At 73.2% G+C, this 16698-nt stretch carries 12 protein-coding genes; 11 read left to right on the forward strand and 1 reads right to left on the reverse strand.

Annotated features, from left to right (window positions below; all coding sequences use genetic code 11):
• Positions 1 to 40 precede the first annotated feature (40 nt).
• The 7 genes from C229_RS0101675 (at position 41) to C229_RS0101705 (ending at position 8427) form a co-directional block, all read left to right on the forward strand.
• Complete coding sequence (locus tag C229_RS0101675; RefSeq protein WP_018653341.1) at positions 41 to 733, forward strand: class I SAM-dependent methyltransferase; 693 nt, start codon at positions 41 to 43, stop codon at positions 731 to 733.
• Between the two features lie 57 nt (positions 734 to 790).
• Positions 791 to 2329: an adenylyl-sulfate kinase gene (cysC, locus tag C229_RS0101680; RefSeq protein WP_018653342.1), complete on the forward strand. Its 1539-nt coding sequence runs from the start codon at positions 791 to 793 to the stop codon at positions 2327 to 2329.
• 77 nt (positions 2330 to 2406) lie between these two features.
• Complete coding sequence (locus C229_RS0101685) at positions 2407 to 3312, forward strand: sulfite exporter TauE/SafE family protein (protein ID WP_033424009.1); 906 nt, start codon at positions 2407 to 2409, stop codon at positions 3310 to 3312.
• A 76-nt stretch (positions 3313 to 3388) separates the two neighbouring features.
• A complete protein-coding gene (locus C229_RS0101690) occupies positions 3389 to 4192 on the forward strand; it encodes a WecB/TagA/CpsF family glycosyltransferase (RefSeq protein ID WP_018653344.1) in 804 nt (267 codons plus the stop codon).
• 113 nt (positions 4193 to 4305) lie between these two features.
• A complete protein-coding gene (locus tag C229_RS0101695) occupies positions 4306 to 5589 on the forward strand; it encodes a hypothetical protein (RefSeq protein ID WP_018653345.1) in 1284 nt (427 codons plus the stop codon).
• 209 nt (positions 5590 to 5798) lie between these two features.
• Positions 5799 to 7409 (forward strand): CBM96 family carbohydrate-binding protein, encoded by a 1611-nt coding sequence (locus C229_RS32485; protein WP_026313366.1) that lies wholly within the window; start codon positions 5799 to 5801, stop codon positions 7407 to 7409.
• 190 nt (positions 7410 to 7599) lie between these two features.
• The gene (locus C229_RS0101705) at positions 7600 to 8427 is read left to right on the forward strand and encodes a phosphatase PAP2 family protein (RefSeq protein WP_018653346.1); all 828 of its coding nucleotides are present in this window, start codon (positions 7600 to 7602) and stop codon (positions 8425 to 8427) included.
• Positions 8428 to 8531: 104 nt separating this feature from the next.
• Here C229_RS0101705 and C229_RS0101710 read toward each other — a convergent pair whose 3' ends face one another.
• Positions 8532 to 11378 carry a PKD domain-containing protein gene (locus C229_RS0101710; protein WP_051108842.1) on the reverse strand — a complete coding sequence of 949 codons (2847 nt, stop codon included), beginning with the start codon at positions 11376 to 11378 and terminating at the stop codon, positions 8532 to 8534.
• 386 nt (positions 11379 to 11764) lie between these two features.
• Between C229_RS0101710 and C229_RS0101715 the strand changes: the two genes are divergently transcribed.
• From C229_RS0101715 to C229_RS0101730, 4 genes are read left to right on the forward strand one after another with little or no spacing between them, the layout of a single operon-like run.
• A complete protein-coding gene (locus C229_RS0101715; protein WP_018653348.1) occupies positions 11765 to 13162 on the forward strand; it encodes a hypothetical protein in 1398 nt (465 codons plus the stop codon).
• Complete coding sequence (locus tag C229_RS0101720) at positions 13162 to 14358, forward strand: protein kinase family protein (protein WP_018653349.1); 1197 nt, start codon at positions 13162 to 13164, stop codon at positions 14356 to 14358. The genes C229_RS0101715 and C229_RS0101720 overlap by 1 nt, the downstream gene beginning before the upstream one ends.
• Entirely contained in the window at positions 14355 to 15218 is an 864-nt protein-coding gene (locus C229_RS0101725; RefSeq protein WP_018653350.1) for a sulfotransferase domain-containing protein, read from the forward strand. Before C229_RS0101720 ends, C229_RS0101725 begins: the two co-directional genes overlap by 4 nt.
• Complete coding sequence (locus tag C229_RS0101730; protein WP_155884544.1) at positions 15215 to 16618, forward strand: YveK family protein; 1404 nt, start codon at positions 15215 to 15217, stop codon at positions 16616 to 16618. Before C229_RS0101725 ends, C229_RS0101730 begins: the two co-directional genes overlap by 4 nt.
• The last annotated feature ends 80 nt before the right edge of the window (positions 16619 to 16698 follow it).

Consider the following 16698-nt stretch of genomic DNA (forward strand, 5'->3'; position numbering starts at 1 on the left):
TAACAGACAGTACGCATGCGGGTGATTACGCTGCGAGGTTGTGACGGACCTGCGCACCTCACCGGCCGGGGAGATGTTCTCCGAGCGGGCACGGCGGTATGCCGCCGAGCGGCCCCTGTATCCCATCCACGTCCTGGAGGCGGGGTGCGGCTGGGGCCCCGGGCTCGACCTCGGTGACCTCGACCACCGCGTGACCGGCGTCGAACTCGACGTCCCCGGGCTGCGCGAGCACGCCCGGTCCCGCGACGACCTCGGTGCCCGGCACCTGGGCGACCTGCGGACCGTGCCGATGCCGCCGCGCGCCTACGACATCGTGCACGCGCCCTACCTCGTCGAACGCGTCCCGCACGCCGAACTCGTGCTGGACCGGTTCGTCGCGGCGCTCAAACCGGGCGGGCTGCTGCTCCTGCGGCTGCGCGACCGCGACAGCGCCTACGGCGTGCTCGACCGGACGCTGCCGCTGCGCTCGCCCGTCGACGCCGCCGCCCCGCCGCCCGCGAGCCACTACGACCGGGTCGCCTCGCGGCGCGGCATGCAGTGGTACTGCGTCATGCGGGGCCTCGTGATCGCCGAGGAGCACCTGTCGCACGACGCGCAGAGCGCCGTGTCGCCGGTCACGCGGGCGCTGTGCCGCACCCTGGCCGCCGCGTCCCGCAACCGCTTCAGCGCCGCCCACAGCGACGTCGCGCTCATCATCCGCAAGCCCGAGAACCGGTTCGCCCGTGTCATCTGACGTCCCGGAGGTGCGGTGCGCGGCGCCGGGTCGGTATTTTTCTCAGCGAACCCCCTGATGACCTGGATCATCCGCACCGGCCCGCGCCGGGCGGGATCGGAGACCGCGGTGACCGCCGAAGCCGGCCTGGACGAAGTGCTGCGCGACCTGCCCACCTGGGCCCCGGACCCGGTCGAGCTGGCCGACCTGGAACTGCTGCTGGCGGGGGTCTACGCCCCGCTGCCCGGTTTCCTCGGCTCGTTCGACACCGCGATGGTCATCGCGGGCGGGCGGCTGGCCGACGGCACGCCGTGGCCGGTCCCGGTCACGCTGACCGTCCCCGCCGAGCTGACCGGCGCCGAGAAGGTCGTCCTCCAGGACCCCGAGGGCGTCCCGCTCGGCGTCCTCACCGTCACCGAGTCCTGGCGCGAGCCGACGAGCGGCGGGCACCGGCTCGCCGGGCCGGTGCAGGCGCTCCGCGCCCCCGCGCACGGACCGTTCCACCGGCTGCGCCGCCGCCCCGACGAGGTCACGTTCGACGGCGACGGCAACGTGCTGGCCGTCGCCACCCGCGAGCCGCTGCACCGCAAGCGGCTCGGCCAGCTCCGCCAGGTCGCCGAACAGCTCTCCGCGCGGGTCCTGGTGCTGCCGCTGCTCGGCGGACGGCACGACGAGGCCCTGGTGCGCGCGCTGCTCGCCGTCCGCCGCGAACTGCCCGAAGGCGCCCAGATCGTGCCGGTGCCGCTGCCCGTCCGCGACGCCGACGGCACCGTCACCGCCGAACGCGACCTGCTGCTCCGCTCGCACGTCGCCGCCGCCTACGGCGCCTCGCACCTGCTCGCCGACGGCGGCGCCGAGGGCACCGCGATCCCCGTCGTCGTCCCCGAGCCGTGGGGCTACGACGCCGACGTCGAGGTGTGGCGGCCCGTCGCCCGCATCGACCCCGACCACGTCCAGGCCGAACTGACCGCCGAACGGCTCGGTGAACTGCTCGACCGGGGCGAGCCCGTCCCGGACTGGTTCACCCCGCCCGCCGTCGCCACCGAACTCGCCGTCGCCCGGCCGCCCAAGCTGTCGCGCGGGTTCACGGTGTTCTTCACCGGCCTGTCCGGTTCGGGCAAGTCCACGGTCGCGCGCGGCCTGACCGACGCCCTGGTGGAACGCCAGGGACGCAACGTGACGCTGCTCGACGGCGACGTCGTCCGCCGGATGCTGTCGGCGGGCCTGACGTTCTCCAAGGCCGACCGCGAGCTGAACATCCGCCGCATCGGCTACGTCGCCGCCGAGGTCACCCGGCACGGCGGCGTCGCCGTCTGCGCCCCGATCGCCCCGTACGCGGCGACCCGCGCGGAGGTCCGCGCGATGGTCGAGGCCGTCGGGGACTTCCTGCTCGTCCACGTCGCGACGCCGCTGGAGGAGTGCGAGCGCCGCGACCGCAAGGGCCTGTACGCCAAGGCCCGCGCCGGGCAGATCCCCGAGTTCACCGGCATCTCCGACCCCTACGAGACCCCGGACGACGCCGCCCTCACCCTCGACACCACCGAACTCTCCACCGACGAGGCCGTCGACCGCGTCCTCACCCTCCTCGTCGAGGGCGGCTACATCACCGGCGACTGAAACCCCGGCGGCGGCGCACCCGGCGGCGTCCCCTACCCTGGCCTCGGCATTCTCCACTCAACCGATAGGCCATGCCGATGGACTTCGATCCGACCCTGGCGCTCGGCTCGTTCCTGGTCGCCATCGTCGTCGGGCTCACCGGCATGGGCGGCGGCGCGCTCATGACGCCGATGCTCGTCACGTTCTTCGGCGTGAGCCCGCTCGCCGCCGTGTCCAGCGACCTCGTCGCCGCCGCCGTCATGAAGCCGGTCGGCAGCGCCGTGCACTACCGGCGCGGCACGATCGACCTGCGCCTGGTCGGCTGGCTGTGCGCCGGGTCGGTGCCCGCCGCGTTCGGCGGCGTCCTGGTCGCCCGCGCGATGGGCGACGGGGACGCCGTGCAGCACTTCATCTCGGTGGCGATGGGCGTCGCGCTGCTGCTCGCGGCGCTCGGGCTCGTGCTGCGCGGCGTCCAGGCGCGCCGGGCCGGGGCCGACGACACCGGGCCGCCCCGGCCGGTCACGATCCGGCCCGTCGCGACGGTCGCCGTCGGCGCGGTCGGCGGGCTGGTCGTCGGCATCACCTCGGTCGGCTCCGGCTCGCTGATCATCGTCGCGCTGCTGGCCCTCTACCCGACGCTGCGCGCCAACCACCTCGTCGGCACCGACCTGCTCCAGGCGGTCCCGCTCGTCATGGCCGCCGCCCTCGGCCACCTGCTCTTCGGCGACTTCCGGCTGGAGGTCACCGCCGCCCTCCTCGTCGGCTCCATCCCCGGCGTCTACCTCGGCTCGCGGATCTCGTCGGTCGCCCCCGCCGACCTCATCCGCCGCGCCCTGGTCTTCGTCCTCATCGCCTCGGCCCTGAAGATGCTCGGCCTGGGCGTCACCCCCCTCGCCTGGACGATGCTCACGATCGCCGCCATCGCCGGAACCTGGACCGTCATCCGCCGCCACCGCCGGTCCCGCGCGGAGACACCCGTGCCGGAGCCCGCCGAACTTCGCTGACCCGCCACCGGCCGCCCCGCGCCGGATACGCTGCTGCCCGGTGTGATCCCCCGAGAACGCCGCCGCGAGGAGAGCATTGAGCACCCCGACCCCCCAGCGCTGGCCGCACCCCACCGTGGACGTCCTCGGCGTCCGCGTCAGCCGCCTGGACGCCGCCGCGCTGCGCGACCGCGTCGAACGCGCCGTCACCGAGCGCCGCAAGCTCACGGTGACGTTCGCCAACCCCGACTACGTGCGCCGGGCGCGGCGCGACGCCGGGCTCCAGGCGCTCATGAACGGCTTCGACCTGAACCTGCCCGACGGCTGGGGCGTCGTGCTCGCCGCCCGGCTGTTCGGGCGGCCGGTGCCGGGCCGGATGGCCAACGACGACCTCACCGACGACCTGTTCGGGCAGCCCGCCGCCGAGGGCTGGTCGGTGTACCTGTTCGGCAACGCCCCCGGCGTCGCCGACGAGGCCGCCGCCAACCTCACGCGCTGGTATCCCGGCCTCACCGTCGCGGGCACGCAGCACGGGCACTGGGCGCGGGACGGCCGCATCCCCGGCGACACCGCCGAACGGCTCGTCAAGGAGATCAACGCCGCCGCCCCCGACATCCTGCACGTGGGCCTCGGCACCCCGCTCCAGCAGGAGTTCGTCGCCGCCCACCGCGACCGCATCGACGCCCCCGTGATCTTCACCTGCGGCGCCTACTTCGAGCATCTCGCCGAACGCCGGGAGTACTACCCGGCGTGGGTGCTGCGGCTGCGCGTCGGGTTCCTGTACCGGCTGGCCCGCGAGCCCCGCCGCCTGTGGCGCCGCTACACCGTCGAGCTGGGCTCCTACCTGGCGCGGGTCGTCCTGCACCGGCTCCGGCACGGCAAGCAGCCCGCGGACGGCTGACCGCCCGCGCCGATCTCGGTCGCGCACCGCTTCCCCGGGAAGTCCTGACCGAGATTCGATCCTGTGGTAGGCAGGGGACGTCCCCGTTACCCGGCCGTCTCCGGAGCCGTCCCATGTCCCCCCTCGCGCGCACCGCCCTCGCGTCCGTCACGGCGACGTCGCTCGCCGCCCTCACCGTCCTCCTGCCGGCGAACGGCGCCGCCGCCGACCTCGCGCACTCCAAGATCGTCTCGACGAACCCGGCCGACACGACGCCGCACGTGCTGGACGGCACGGTCCGGGCGCTCGCGGTGGTCGGCACGAAGGTCGTCGTCGGCGGCACCTTCGAGCAGGTCCGCGAGGCCGGGAAGAGCAAGCCGGTGCTCAACCGGCACAACCTGTTCGCGTTCGACCTCACCACCGGCAAGATCGAGACGGGGTTCGTGCCGAAGGTGGACGGCGTCGTCCACACGCTCCAGGCGGGGGCGGACGGCACCGTGTACGCGGGCGGGACGTTCAAGAACGTGGGATCGGTGAAGACCGGCACCCTCACCCGGCTCAAGGTCGCGGGCGGCGCGCCCGTCGCCGCGTTCAAGCCCGCGGTGAACTACCGCGTCAACACGATCGTGCTGCGCGGCAGCCGGCTCTACGCCGGGGGCTCGTTCACGCTGGCCGGGGGCGCGGCCAGCAGCGGGCTCTCCCGGCTGAACGCCACCACGGGCGCGGCGGACAAGTCGTTCGCGTTCACGGTCGCCAAGCCGCGCAAGGGCGCGCTGAAGGTGTACCGGATGGCGGTGGACGCCAAGGACACCAAGCTCGTCGTCAACGGCACGTTCACCGAGGTGAACAAGAAGCGCCGCTACCAGATCGCGATGATCGACACCGGCAGCGGCACGGCGAAGCTGTCCACTTGGGCCACCGAGCGCTACGCGACGTCCTGCAACCTCGACGCGTTCGACACCTACATGCGCGGCATGGACTTCTCCCCCGACGGCAAGTACTTCGTCGTGGTGACGACGGGCGGCGGCTACGGCACCTCGCAGCTCTGCGACTCCGCCGCGCGCTGGGAGACCGCGCGCACCGGCTCGGGCCAGAAGCCGACCTGGGTGAACTGGACGGGCGGCGACACGCTGCTGTCCACGTCGGTGACGGGCGCGGCGGTGTACGTCGGCGGCCACCAGCGCTGGCTGAACAACCCGTACGGGCGCGACTTCGCCGGTCCGGGCGCGGTGTCGCGGCCCGGCATCGCGGCGATCGACCCGGCGACCGGCAAGGCGCTGTCGTGGAACCCGACCCGCACGCTCGGGCACGGCGTGGAGGCCCTGGTCGCGACGCCGAAGGGGCTGCTCGTCGGCAGCGACACCGACCAGCTCGGCAAGGAGTACCACGGCCGGATCGGGATGTTCCCGCTTGGTTGAGCCGGATGTGGCCTATGCCGTTCTTGGTGAGTTGAGTATCCCTTCGAGAGGGAAACGTCTAGGCTGACGCGCCAACCCACCGGGGTCACGTCCCCCGGCGCGACACAGAAGGGGCGGCCGTGCCGAACCGCGACCCTCGTGACGCCCGCGACGCTCGTCCAGCGGGCCATCACCGACCCGACCCGCGCCATTCGCAGCCGGTGCCGCCCATGCGGCACCGGCGCAGGCGCCCCCGAACCGGCGGACGGCTCCTGCCCACCGTCGCGATCGGCTCCGCCGCCGTCGTCGGCGGCTCGCTCGTCGCCGTCGCCCTCAGCGACGGCGGACGCGACGCCGACGCGCGCACGACGGGCGGCGGACGGTCCACGGTCCTGACCTCCGTGGCCGACACCTACGTCGTGCGGGAACGCCCCACGCAGGGCCACGGGGACGCCCGGAAGATCACCGCCTCGGTCTGGCCGGAGTGGAACACCGAGGCGTACGTCGCGTTCGACGTGCCGGAGGGCGCGCCGCGCATCCGGGGCGCCCGCGTCGTCGTGACGTTCGAGCAGGCCGTGCACCGGCCGGAGAAGATCGAGCTGCGGACGCTGCCGACGAGCTGGGACGAGCGCGAGACCTCCTGGCAGAACCGGCCGGAGAAGGGCCGCGTCGTCGCGACCGTCACCGCGCGGGGCGACCGCGTCGTCTTCGACGTCGGGTCGGTCATCGACGGCCCCGGCCGGTACGCGTTCGCGATCACCAACCCCGGCAGCCGGTCGGCGGCGTCCCTGCACGCGCGCGAGTCCGGGCGCAAGGGCCCGCGGCTGATCCTGGACACCCGGGGCCGGTTCCGGTTCCGTCCGCCCGCGCGGCCGACGCCGCCGCCGACGCCGCCGGTGGTCACCCTGCCCGAGGAGCCGGAGGCGCCGGTCGCGACCGCGGCCCCCGTCTCGCCCCGGCCCGCTCCGACGCGCACGCGGACGCCGCGGCCCACGACGTCCCCGTCGGCGCCGCCGTCCGTGAGCCCGCGCCCGTCCGCGCCGCCCAAGCCCGGCGGCAAGACCATGTGCGGCGTCTCGCTGGAGCTGCGCAACGGCGAGTCGTACGAGTCGGCGCTGCGGCGCGCCGACAGCGACTACGGCGGGCTGGAGACCGTGCGGCTGTTCTACCGGGGCGTGCCGCCGGCGTGGCCGGGCAAGCCGGACCTCGGCAAGCGCCCGCCGATCATCTCGTTCAAGTTCGCGCCGAAGGACGTCCTGGCGGGCAGGCACGACGCCGCGATGGCCAAGTGGTTCGCCACCGCGCCGCGCGACCGCGACGTGTACTGGGTGTACTACCACGAGCCCGAGGACAACGTCGCGAAGGGCGAGTTCACCGCCGCCGACTACCGGGCGGCGTGGCGTCGCCTGCGGTCGCTGGCCGACCGGGCCGACAACCCCCGGCTCAAGGCCACGCTGGTGCTCATGGGCTGGAGTCTGACCGCCGAGTCGCGGCGCAACTGGCGCGACTACTACGCCGGTAAGGACGTCGTCCAGGTCCTCGGCTGGGACGTGTACAACCTGTCGCACCACAAGGGCCGCTACGACAGCCCGTCGGTGATGTTCGACAAGGTGATCGCGGTCAGCAACGACGAGGGTCTGCCGTTCGGCATCGCCGAGACCGGCAGCTACCTGATCGCCGGTGACCGCGGCGGGCAGCGCGCCGGGTGGCTGCGCGAGTCCAACGCCTACCTCCAGAAGCACGGCGCCCTGTGGTCGGCGTACTTCGACCTCGACTGGCCCACGGGCGACTTCCGCCTCCTGGACCCGGCGGGTCAGAAGGCGTGGCGCGACTCCTGCTGACCGGCTCGTGTCGTCCGAAGGCTCCGGCGGTCCCACCGCCGGAGCCTTCGCGCGTTCGCGGCCGGTTCACGCCGGGAAATCGGCACGTTCTGCCACCATTTCGACGGATTGACGAACGTCATACGCCGCACATAACAGCCAATCTTACGCAATGTAGGGCATAGCCTGTTGAGAGCGCTAAAGTACAGCAATGCTCGCAGCGATCCTCTTCGGCGTGATCGGCACGCCCCTGGTCTTCCTCGCCTCCCTGGCCGTCGCCCGGCGGCTGCCGGAACGCCCCGTGCCCGCGCGGTTGCTGACGGCACGGGAGCAGCTTCTCGACAATGTCGGTCCCATCGGGGCCTTTGTCATGCTCTACGGCGCGGGAATCTACGCGATCACTGCCGTCGGCCTGCTTCTCGGCGAGTTCCTCCAGCGCATCGAGGACCCGGTGGACTGGCCGACCTTCCGTTATGTCGAGGACGTTCAGGACACCGGCTGGGCCTCGGTGATGAACACCGTCGGGCAGATGGGCAACATCGACGAGACCCGCGTCGTCGCGGTCGTCTCCATCGTCGTCCTCACGGCGGTCGCGCTGCTGCGCCGTGAACGGCCGTGGGTGCCCGCCGCGCTCATCTCCTGCACGGTCCTCACGCAGAAGTTCGGCCAGGCGGCGCTGGCGAAGATCGTCGACCGGGGCCACCCGCCGACCACGCTAGGCACCTATCCGTCCGGTGGCTGCGCGCGCATCCTGGCCATCTACGGGACGATCATGTTCCTCGTCCTGGCCTACGCCCGCGCCGGGCGGCTGCTGCGCTCGGCCGGATGGGCGCTGATCGTGACCCTCGCCTTCGCCGAGGGATACACCCGGATGTACCTCAACAAGCACTGGCTGACCGACGTGTGGGGCGGCTGGGCCGTCGGCGGCATGATGCTGGTCGTGACCGTCTTCGCCGCGCGGGCGCTGCTGGACCGCCCGGACGGCCGCGCCCGGACGCCGGACGGGAACGCCGCCGGGCGCACCCCCGAGGTCGTCTGAGCCGGACATGGCGAGGCCCCGGCGGGCGAACCCGCCGGGGCCTCATCGTGTCCGGACCCCGGTACGGTCCCCGGCCGGATCGCTCCGCCGGGGACCGTCCGGTGTCAGGGCTTGCGCGCCAGGACGATCGTCCACATCAGCGCCCGGCTGGCCGCGTCCGTCTCCGCCGTCCGGGCCGGGTACGCTCCCGCCGGTGCGGCGCCGCCGCTGTCCGCGACGAGCGTGGTGATGCGACCGCTCGCCGAGCCGATCCCCGTCGCGCGGGTCTCGACGCCGGACGGGGCCGTCCACGCCGTCGTGCTGGACGACTTGTCGCCCCAGTAGGAGACGACCCAGCCGCCACCGGCCGGGACCGTCGCCGCGGGGGCCGCGTGCGCGGTGACCGCCGTCGCGTCGGTCGCCTTGGCGACGGAAGCGATCGGGTCCGTGGCGTGGGTGCCCTGGTAGGCGAGCACGCGCACGTCGGCCTTGGTGATGGCGCTGAAGGTCAGCCCGGCCGCCGATCCCGCGTCGCCCGCCTGCGCGACGCGCTTCCAGACCGTGGACGTCACGCCCGCTCCGGCGTTCTGGGTGTCCACCTCGGTCCATCCGGCCGGCGGCGTCGTCACCGCCGCGCCCGAGCTGTTGTAGGTCGTGATCAGCAGCAGGCCGTCGCCGGGCTGGACACTGGTCGGGATCTGCGCGCTGATGCTCGACCCGTTGCCGTTGGCCCCGGTGACGCCCCGGAAGGAGACGCCCGTCTGGGTCTCGGTGACGGTCACCTGCTGGGTGCGGGTGCCCGTGCCGCCCTGGTTGTCGGTCACGGTCAGCTTGACGGTGTAGGTGCCCGCCTCGTCGTAGGTGTGCGACGCGGTGGCGCCGGTGCCGTTCTCGCCGTCGCCGAAGTCCCACGCGTACGACGCGATGGTGCCGTCGGGGTCCTCGGAGGCCGACCCGTTGAACGTGCACTCCAGCTCGGTGCAGTTGGTGGTGAACGACGCGAGCGGGTCCTGGTTGGGGACGCCCGCGTACAGGAACACGGCGCGGCCCCGCCAGTCGGCGGTGCTCACCTGGACGGGCGTGCCGCTCGGCACCCCGGCGGCGGAGAAGTCCACCCGGAACAGGCGGCCGTTGTCGTTGTTGACGTAGTACAGCTTGCCGTCGTTGACGAACATGCCGCCCACGGCGTTCCAGTTCATCCCGGGCAGGTTGCCGGTGGCCGTGTTCTCCTGGGCGCCGACGATGTTGCTCTCCGGCGTGAAGCCCCGGTAGTACAGCGACGACTGGCCGCGCGTGTAGTAGATGCGGCCGTTGGCGTAGAACATGCCCTTGATGTTCGGCACCGAGTTGTGCCAGCTACTCATGTTGGTGAGCTGGTCGGCGGCGTCGATCGCGGTGGCCGCGCCGAGCGTCGTGCCGTTGAAGGTGCGGCGGTAGAACTTGTTGTCGGAGTGGCCGTAGAACAGCTCGCCGTTGACCATGAACGAGCCGCGCACCGTCCGCCAGTCGAACCCGGCGGTGCCGTCGGTCACCTCACCGCCCGTGGTGCTGCCGTTGAACGAGCGGTGGCGCAGGTAGTTCTGCGCGAACAGCGTGGCGATGCCGCCGCCGGAGTAGACGTTGCCGGGCAGCGCGCCGGTGTCGTTGCGCGGGACGGTGGTGCCGCCCGCGAGCGGGAACATCGCGAGCTTCTGGTGCCACTCGCCGCCGGCCTCGTCGGTGTCGCTGCCCATCCACAGGCCCTCGCTGGTGGCGAGGAGGTCGAAGACGCCGACGCCGAGGGTGCGGCCGGGATTCCAGGAGTACGGGATGCCGTTCACGGGGTCGAGCGCCACGATGCCGCGACGCGAGACGGCGCCCTGGCCGGGGTTGTCGGCGGCGAACGGGTTGTTCGCCCAGCGGAAGTGGCCGCCCGCGTACACGACGGTGTCGGTGATCTCGACGGCGTAGCTGGTGTCGCCGCCGGTGGTGTTGATCCAGGTCGGCTGCTGCCCGGCGCCGGTGGCGGCCGTCTCCCAGCGCGCGTGGGTGTCGCACAGCTTGGGCGGGGCGCCGTACGCACCGGTGGTGGTCACGACGAAGAACGACCCGTCGGGCGAGAAGTCGATGTCGCGCATGTAGGTGTCGAACGACTGCGAGCACTGGTCGGCGTACCGGTTGGTGTCCCAGTTCGCCAGCGTCGCCGAGGCGCCGGTCAGGTCGAGCATGACGATCTGGCGCCGGGTCACGCCGAACGCCGAGCTGAAGTTGCCGACGCCGACGAGCTTGGAGCCGTCGGGGGTCACGTCCATCTTGTAGACCTGCGTGACGCCGGTGCCGGTCTGCGTGCCCGCGAGGTTGATGTTCAGGAAGTCGTCGCGGGCGCCGGTCTGCGGGTCGATCGTCGCGATTCCCTGGCGGGGCTGGCCGCCGACCGTGGAGAACGTTCCAGCGACGTAGAGCCGTCCGCCCGCGAAGCGCAGGTCACGGACGCGGGCGTCGAACTGGGGCTGGAAGGAGGTGATGGGGGCGCCGGTCTGGGCGTCGATGCGGGCCAGCACGAAGGTGCGGACGCCGTTGATGTAGCCGAAGTTGCCGCCGACGTACAGGGACTGGCCGTCGGGGGCGGGCAGCACGACGCTGACTTCGTTCTTGTCGACGTCCGGGGCGAACGTCGGGTCGATGGCGCCGGTCTCGGCGTCGAAGGCGAACAGCCGGTTACGGGTGAGGACGGGCTTGCCGCCGCCCTGCTCCTTCACCTTGGTGAACGAGCCGCCGGCGTAGATCTTGCCGTTGAGCTTGACGAGCGACTTGATGTCGCCGTCCTGCGCGTGCGGCGTGTAGTCCACCGGGTCGGCGTTGACGACCTTCCCGTGGGCGTAGTCCGATCCGCGCTGTTCCGCGGTCGCGGGGCCGGTGACGGCGATGCCCGTCACCGTTCCGAGCACCAGCGCCGCTCCCGCGACGAGGGCTCCGAGCCTGCGTCTCCCCATGCAGCCCCTCCGGGCAAAGTAGAAGTAAAAGAAGCGCCAACTGCACTCCAAGTGCCTCGGCGCCGGGACAGCGTAACGGGGGCGCGTCCTTCGGCTGAGCTGGATGTGCTGAAATGTTTTGGCTTCCCTGCTAAATAGCACCTTTTGGGCACCCATGTCACACCGAAGCCGCTGATCAAGGACCCGTCGCCGGGGTGCGCAAGGTACTCTTACGCACCGGAAACAGCCACCGCGCCGGGGTTGCGGGACCGTTCCGGACGCGGACGGGCGGGCCTGACCGCATGCGGACGCCACCACGTGCCATCCACCCCGGACCCCGGCACGTCCACGGGTAAAGACGGCCGGAACGGACCACGCGGCCACGGAACGGAGCGGGATTGACCGGGATGCGAGCGATCGCGGGCGGGGCGCCGCTCGCCGAGTCGCCACGGCTCCTCCCCTGGCGGCTGCGCCCGGGCTGGCCGCTCACCGTCGCGCTGGGCGGCTTCCCCGTCTGGTGGCTCCTCGGCCTCGCCAACATCATGCTCGTCCTCACCGCCGTCCCGATGGGGCTCACGCTCTGGCGGCGGCGCGGACGGCTCGTCGCCCCCAGCGGCTTCGGCGTCTGGCTCGTCTTCCTCGCCTGGGTCGTGCTCGGCCTGCTGACCCTCTTCGCCGACGCTCCCGGCGCCGTCCCCGGCGGCGGGGCCAGCCGCTACCTGGTGTGGGGCTGGCGGTTCGCCTGGTACAGCGCCTTCACCATCGTGCTGCTCTACATCGGCAACCTGAGCGAACGCGAACTGCCCTCCGGCAGGATCGGGCGGCTGCTCGGCTGGATGTTCGTCGTGACGACGTTCGGCGGCCTGCTCGGCTCCTTCTTCCCCGGCATCCAGCTCACCTCGCTGATGGAGATGCTGCTGCCCGGCGGGGTCCGCCAGATCGGCTTCATCCGCGACATCATCCATCCGAAGACCGCCGAGATCTCCACGATCCTCGGCTTCGAGCAGTCCCGGCCGATGGCCCCGTTCGCCTACGCCAACACGTGGGGGTCGGCGTACGCGTTCTTCCTCCCCTACTTCGTCCTCACCTGGATCGTCCGCGCCAAGCGGACGCGGCGCGTCTTCGCGATCCTGGTGCTCGTCGCCTCCCTGTGGCCGGTCGTGTACTCCCTCAACCGGATGCTGTGGGTGGCGCTGGGCGGCATGCTCGTCTTCGGCGTCGTCAAGCTCGCGCAGGTCGGCGGTCCCCGCGTCATCGCCCGGGCGACGGTCGCGCTCGCCGCGGGCGCCGTCCTCATCGCGCTGTCGCCGCTGCCCGGCCTCGTCCAGGACCGCCTGGACAACCCGCACAGCAACAACCGCCGCACGCTGCTCGCCGAGGAGACCACGCGCAGCGCCCTGGCGGGGTCACCGCTCGTCGGGTTCGGCACGACCCGCGACGTGCAGGGCGACCTCGGGCAGGTCGGCGGCGGGAACAAGCCGGGCTGCAAGGCGTGCGGCTCCCCGCCGCTCGGCACCCAGGGCCACCTCTGGCTGCTGATCTTCGCCAACGGCATCGTCGGGACGATCCTGTTCTGCGCCTTCTTCCTGCGCCGGTTCGCCGCGCACTGGAAGGACCGCGGCGCCTACTCGCTGGCCGGGTGCAGCGTCCTCATCTCCTGCGGACTGTTCCTGATCACCTACGACCTGGTGGAGGTCCCCCTGTACACGGTGATGATCGCGGTGGCGCTGATGTGGCGCGCCAAGCGGGACGAGATCGGCGGTCCCGCGCGGCTGCACATGCTGACCCTCGGCTGGAGGCGCTGATGACCGCCGCAGAGCCGGTACGGGAGGCGTGGACCGACGCCGTGCGGAGCCTGTGGCCCGGCGCGACCGTCACCGCCGTCGGCCCCGGCGCCGCCGCCGGAGCCCGCCGCGAGCTGGCGTTCCTGCCGGACGCCGAGCATCCCCGGCTGCTCGTCCCGGCCGGGCTGCCCGCCGTCGCCGCGGCGTCCCTGCGCCGCTACAGCCACGACCTCGGCGTCAAGCAGCGCGCCACCCGCGCGCTGACGGCGGCGGCCGTGCGCACCGGCCTGCCCGAACGGACGCTCCGCGACCGGCTCGCGATCACCGGCGGGGACGCCTCGATCGAGGACCGGCTCGCCGAGATCCTCGGCCGCCCCGTGGTCGTCAGCATCGGGCTCGGCAGCGCCCGCGCCAACCGCAAGCCCGTCCTGCACGCACTGTCGCCGCGCGGCGAACCGCTGGCGTTCGTGAAGGTCGGCGACACCGGGACCGCCCGCGACCTCACCTCCGGCGAGGCCGCCGCCCTGCGCTACCTCGCCGAGCACCCGCCGGCGGGACTGCACGTGCCCGCGCTGCTGCACCACGGGCCGTGGCAGGGCCACGACCTGCTCGTCCTGGAGCCGCTGCCGACGAGCGCGCGGGGCCGCAGGCCGCGCGACCGCGCCCCCGTCGCCGGGATGCGCGCGCTGTTCGAGACCGGCGGCACCGAGCGCGCCGCGCTGCGCGACTCGCGCTTCTGGAAGGCGATGACCGCCGCGCCCGCCGACGTCCGCGACGCCGCCCAGCGGGAGCGGTTCACCGCCGTCGTCGACGGCCTGGGCGCCGCCCACGGCGGCGCCGAGCTGGAGTTCGGCGCCTGGCACGGCGACTGGACGCCGTGGAACATGGCGTGGCACCGGGGCGTCCTGCGCGTCTGGGACTGGGAGCGGTTCGCCCGCGACGTCCCCGCCGGGTTCGACCTGCTGCACTACCGCCTCCAGGAGGCGATGCGCACCGCCACCGGCCCCGCCTACGCGACCTGGCCGGACGGCGCCGACGCCGCGCTCGCCCCGCTCGGCCTCACCGGCGCCGACGCCGCCGCGACCGTCCGGCTGTACCTGCTGGAACTCTGCCGCCGCTACCTGCTGGCCGCGCAGGAGCCGATCGGCGGGCCGCTGCGCGCGGACACCGCCCGGCTGCTCGACCTGCTGCACGCCGACCTCCGGAGGAACCCGTGATCTCACGCAGCGACGCCCCGCAGTGGGTCAAGGACGCGGGCCGCGCCGCGACCCGCACCGGCGGGCGCCTCACCGCCGGGGCGCGGATGCTGCCCGACTTCCTCATGGTCGGCACCCAGCGCGGCGGGACGACCTCGCTGTTCCGCGCGCTGGCCGCGCACCCGTCCGTGACCGGGCCGAACCTCCACAAGGGCGTCCACTACTTCGACGTCAACTACCCGCGCGGGCTCTCCTGGTACCGGGGGCACTTCCCGGTGCGGGCGCTCGCCGAGCGGCGCGCCGCCGGGGCGCGCCCGCTGGCCTTCGAGTCCGCCGGGTACTACATGCACCACCCGTGCGCCGCCGAGCGGATCGCCCGCGACCTGCCCGGCGTCAAGCTGATCGCGCTGCTGCGCGACCCCGTCGAGCGGGCGTACTCGGCGCACAAGCACGAGCTGGCGCGGGGCTTCGAGACCGAGCCGTTCGAGCGGGCCCTCGACCTGGAACCCGAACGGCTCGCCGGGGAGGTCGAGCGGCTGCGCGCCGACCCCGGCTACCTCAGCCACGCCCACCGGCACCACTCCTACCTGGACCGGGGCCAGTACGCCGAGCAGATCGAGCGGCTGTTCGGCCTGTTCGGCCGGGACCGGGTGCTCGTCCTGTACGCCGAGGACTTCTTCGGCGACCCCGAGCCCTGCTACGACCGCATCCTGGACTTCCTCGGGCTGCCCGCCTGGCGCCCGGCGTCGTTCGAGCGGCACAACGCGCGGCCCGGCTCGCCGCTGCCGGACCGCCTGCTGACGCGGCTGCGCGACCACTACGCCCCGCACGACGACGCGCTGGCCGAGCTGCTCGGCGCGGAACCGGCCTGGCGGCGATGAGCAGGAAGCCGCTCGGCCCGTCCAGCGTGCAGGCCGAGCCGCCGCTCGCGCCCGACTCGGTGCCGCTCACCCGGTACCCGGGCGCGGTGCGGCGGCATCTGACGGCGCTGGTGATCGCGCTCGTCCTCGGCGTGGGATGCGGCGTCGCGAAGATCGTCCTCACTCCGCCGACGTACACCGCGTCCGTCGCGGTGCTGGCCCCGCCGGTCACGCTGCACCCCGGTTTCGGCGCCGGGCGCGGCCTGACGGCCGGGTCGCGCACCCCGCGCGACACCACGATGGACACCGAGGCGCAGCTCGTGTGGTCGGACGAGGTGATGCGGCGGCTCGCGACGTTCCCCGGCTTCCAGATGCCGCGCGAACGGCTCCGCGAGCGCATCATGCTCACGGTCCCGGCGAACACGCACGTGCTGACGATCCAGGTGCGGGCGCCGTCCGCCGAGATCGCCGTGTCCGGCGCGGAGGCCGTCGCCGAGGCGTACCTGAACCTGCGGCAGCAGATCATGGGTTCGGTCCAGCAGCGCAACCGCGAGTCGTTGCAGCGGAACGTCTCCCTGCTGAACAAGCAGCTCGAAGCGCTGCCCGGCGACGACAGCCAGCTCACCCGGCTCACGGCCCGCACCCGCCGCCAGGCCCTCATGAAGCGCATCCAGGCGGTGGAGAAGCAGATCTCCGGGCTGGACAGCAAGGCCGTGCAGCCCGGCGAGGTGCTGCGCGGCGCGCAGCGGCCCGCGTCCCGCGACGACCTCGGCTTCGACGTCGCGCTCGCCTCCGGCGCCGGGCTCGGCCTGCTCGGCTGGCTCGGCTGGGTGCTCGTGCTGGCCGCCCGGCCGCGCCGCATCCGGCGCCCCGCCGACGTCCGGCTGCACAGCCGGCTGCCGATCATGGTGGAGTCGCCCGCCTACGACGGCGGGCACCGCGAGGTCTGCCGCCGCCTGCGCAACCTGGTGTTCGACGCCGAGGCCGACCGCGTCCTGGTGACCGGCGTCCCGGCCCGCGCGGGCACCGCCATCGCCTACGAGCTGGCGCAACTGTGCGCGGAGGGCGGCTCCCCGACGACCGTGCTGCGCGTCCACGACGGCAGCGCGCCGCCCGAGACGTCCACGACGGGCGACGTACCCGCCCGCGCGTTCCAGGTACGGTTCATCCGCAGCGACGACGACCGCCAGCTCGCCCGCGGCATCGCGCGCGCGGCCCGCGAGTCGCGCATCGTCGTCATCACCACCCCCGACCTCACCGCCGCCGACACCACCAGCGCCGCCGTGGCCAGCGACCTCACGATCGTGGTCGTGGAGCGCGGCAGCGCGCTGGACCGGGACGTCGCCCGCGGCGTCCTCGCCCTCGACCAGGCCGCCACCCCCGCGCGCGGCATCGTCCTGACCGCGCAGGCGTCCGGTTGACCGCCCGGCGCGTCGGCCGAGCCCGTTCCGGTTCCCGAACAAGGTTGACATGAAGGAAACGCTCACACCGCAAAGCGCGG

This window comes from Actinomadura flavalba DSM 45200 (assembly GCF_000374305.1).
Classification (GTDB): Bacteria; Actinomycetota; Actinomycetes; order Streptosporangiales; family Streptosporangiaceae; genus Spirillospora; species Spirillospora flavalba.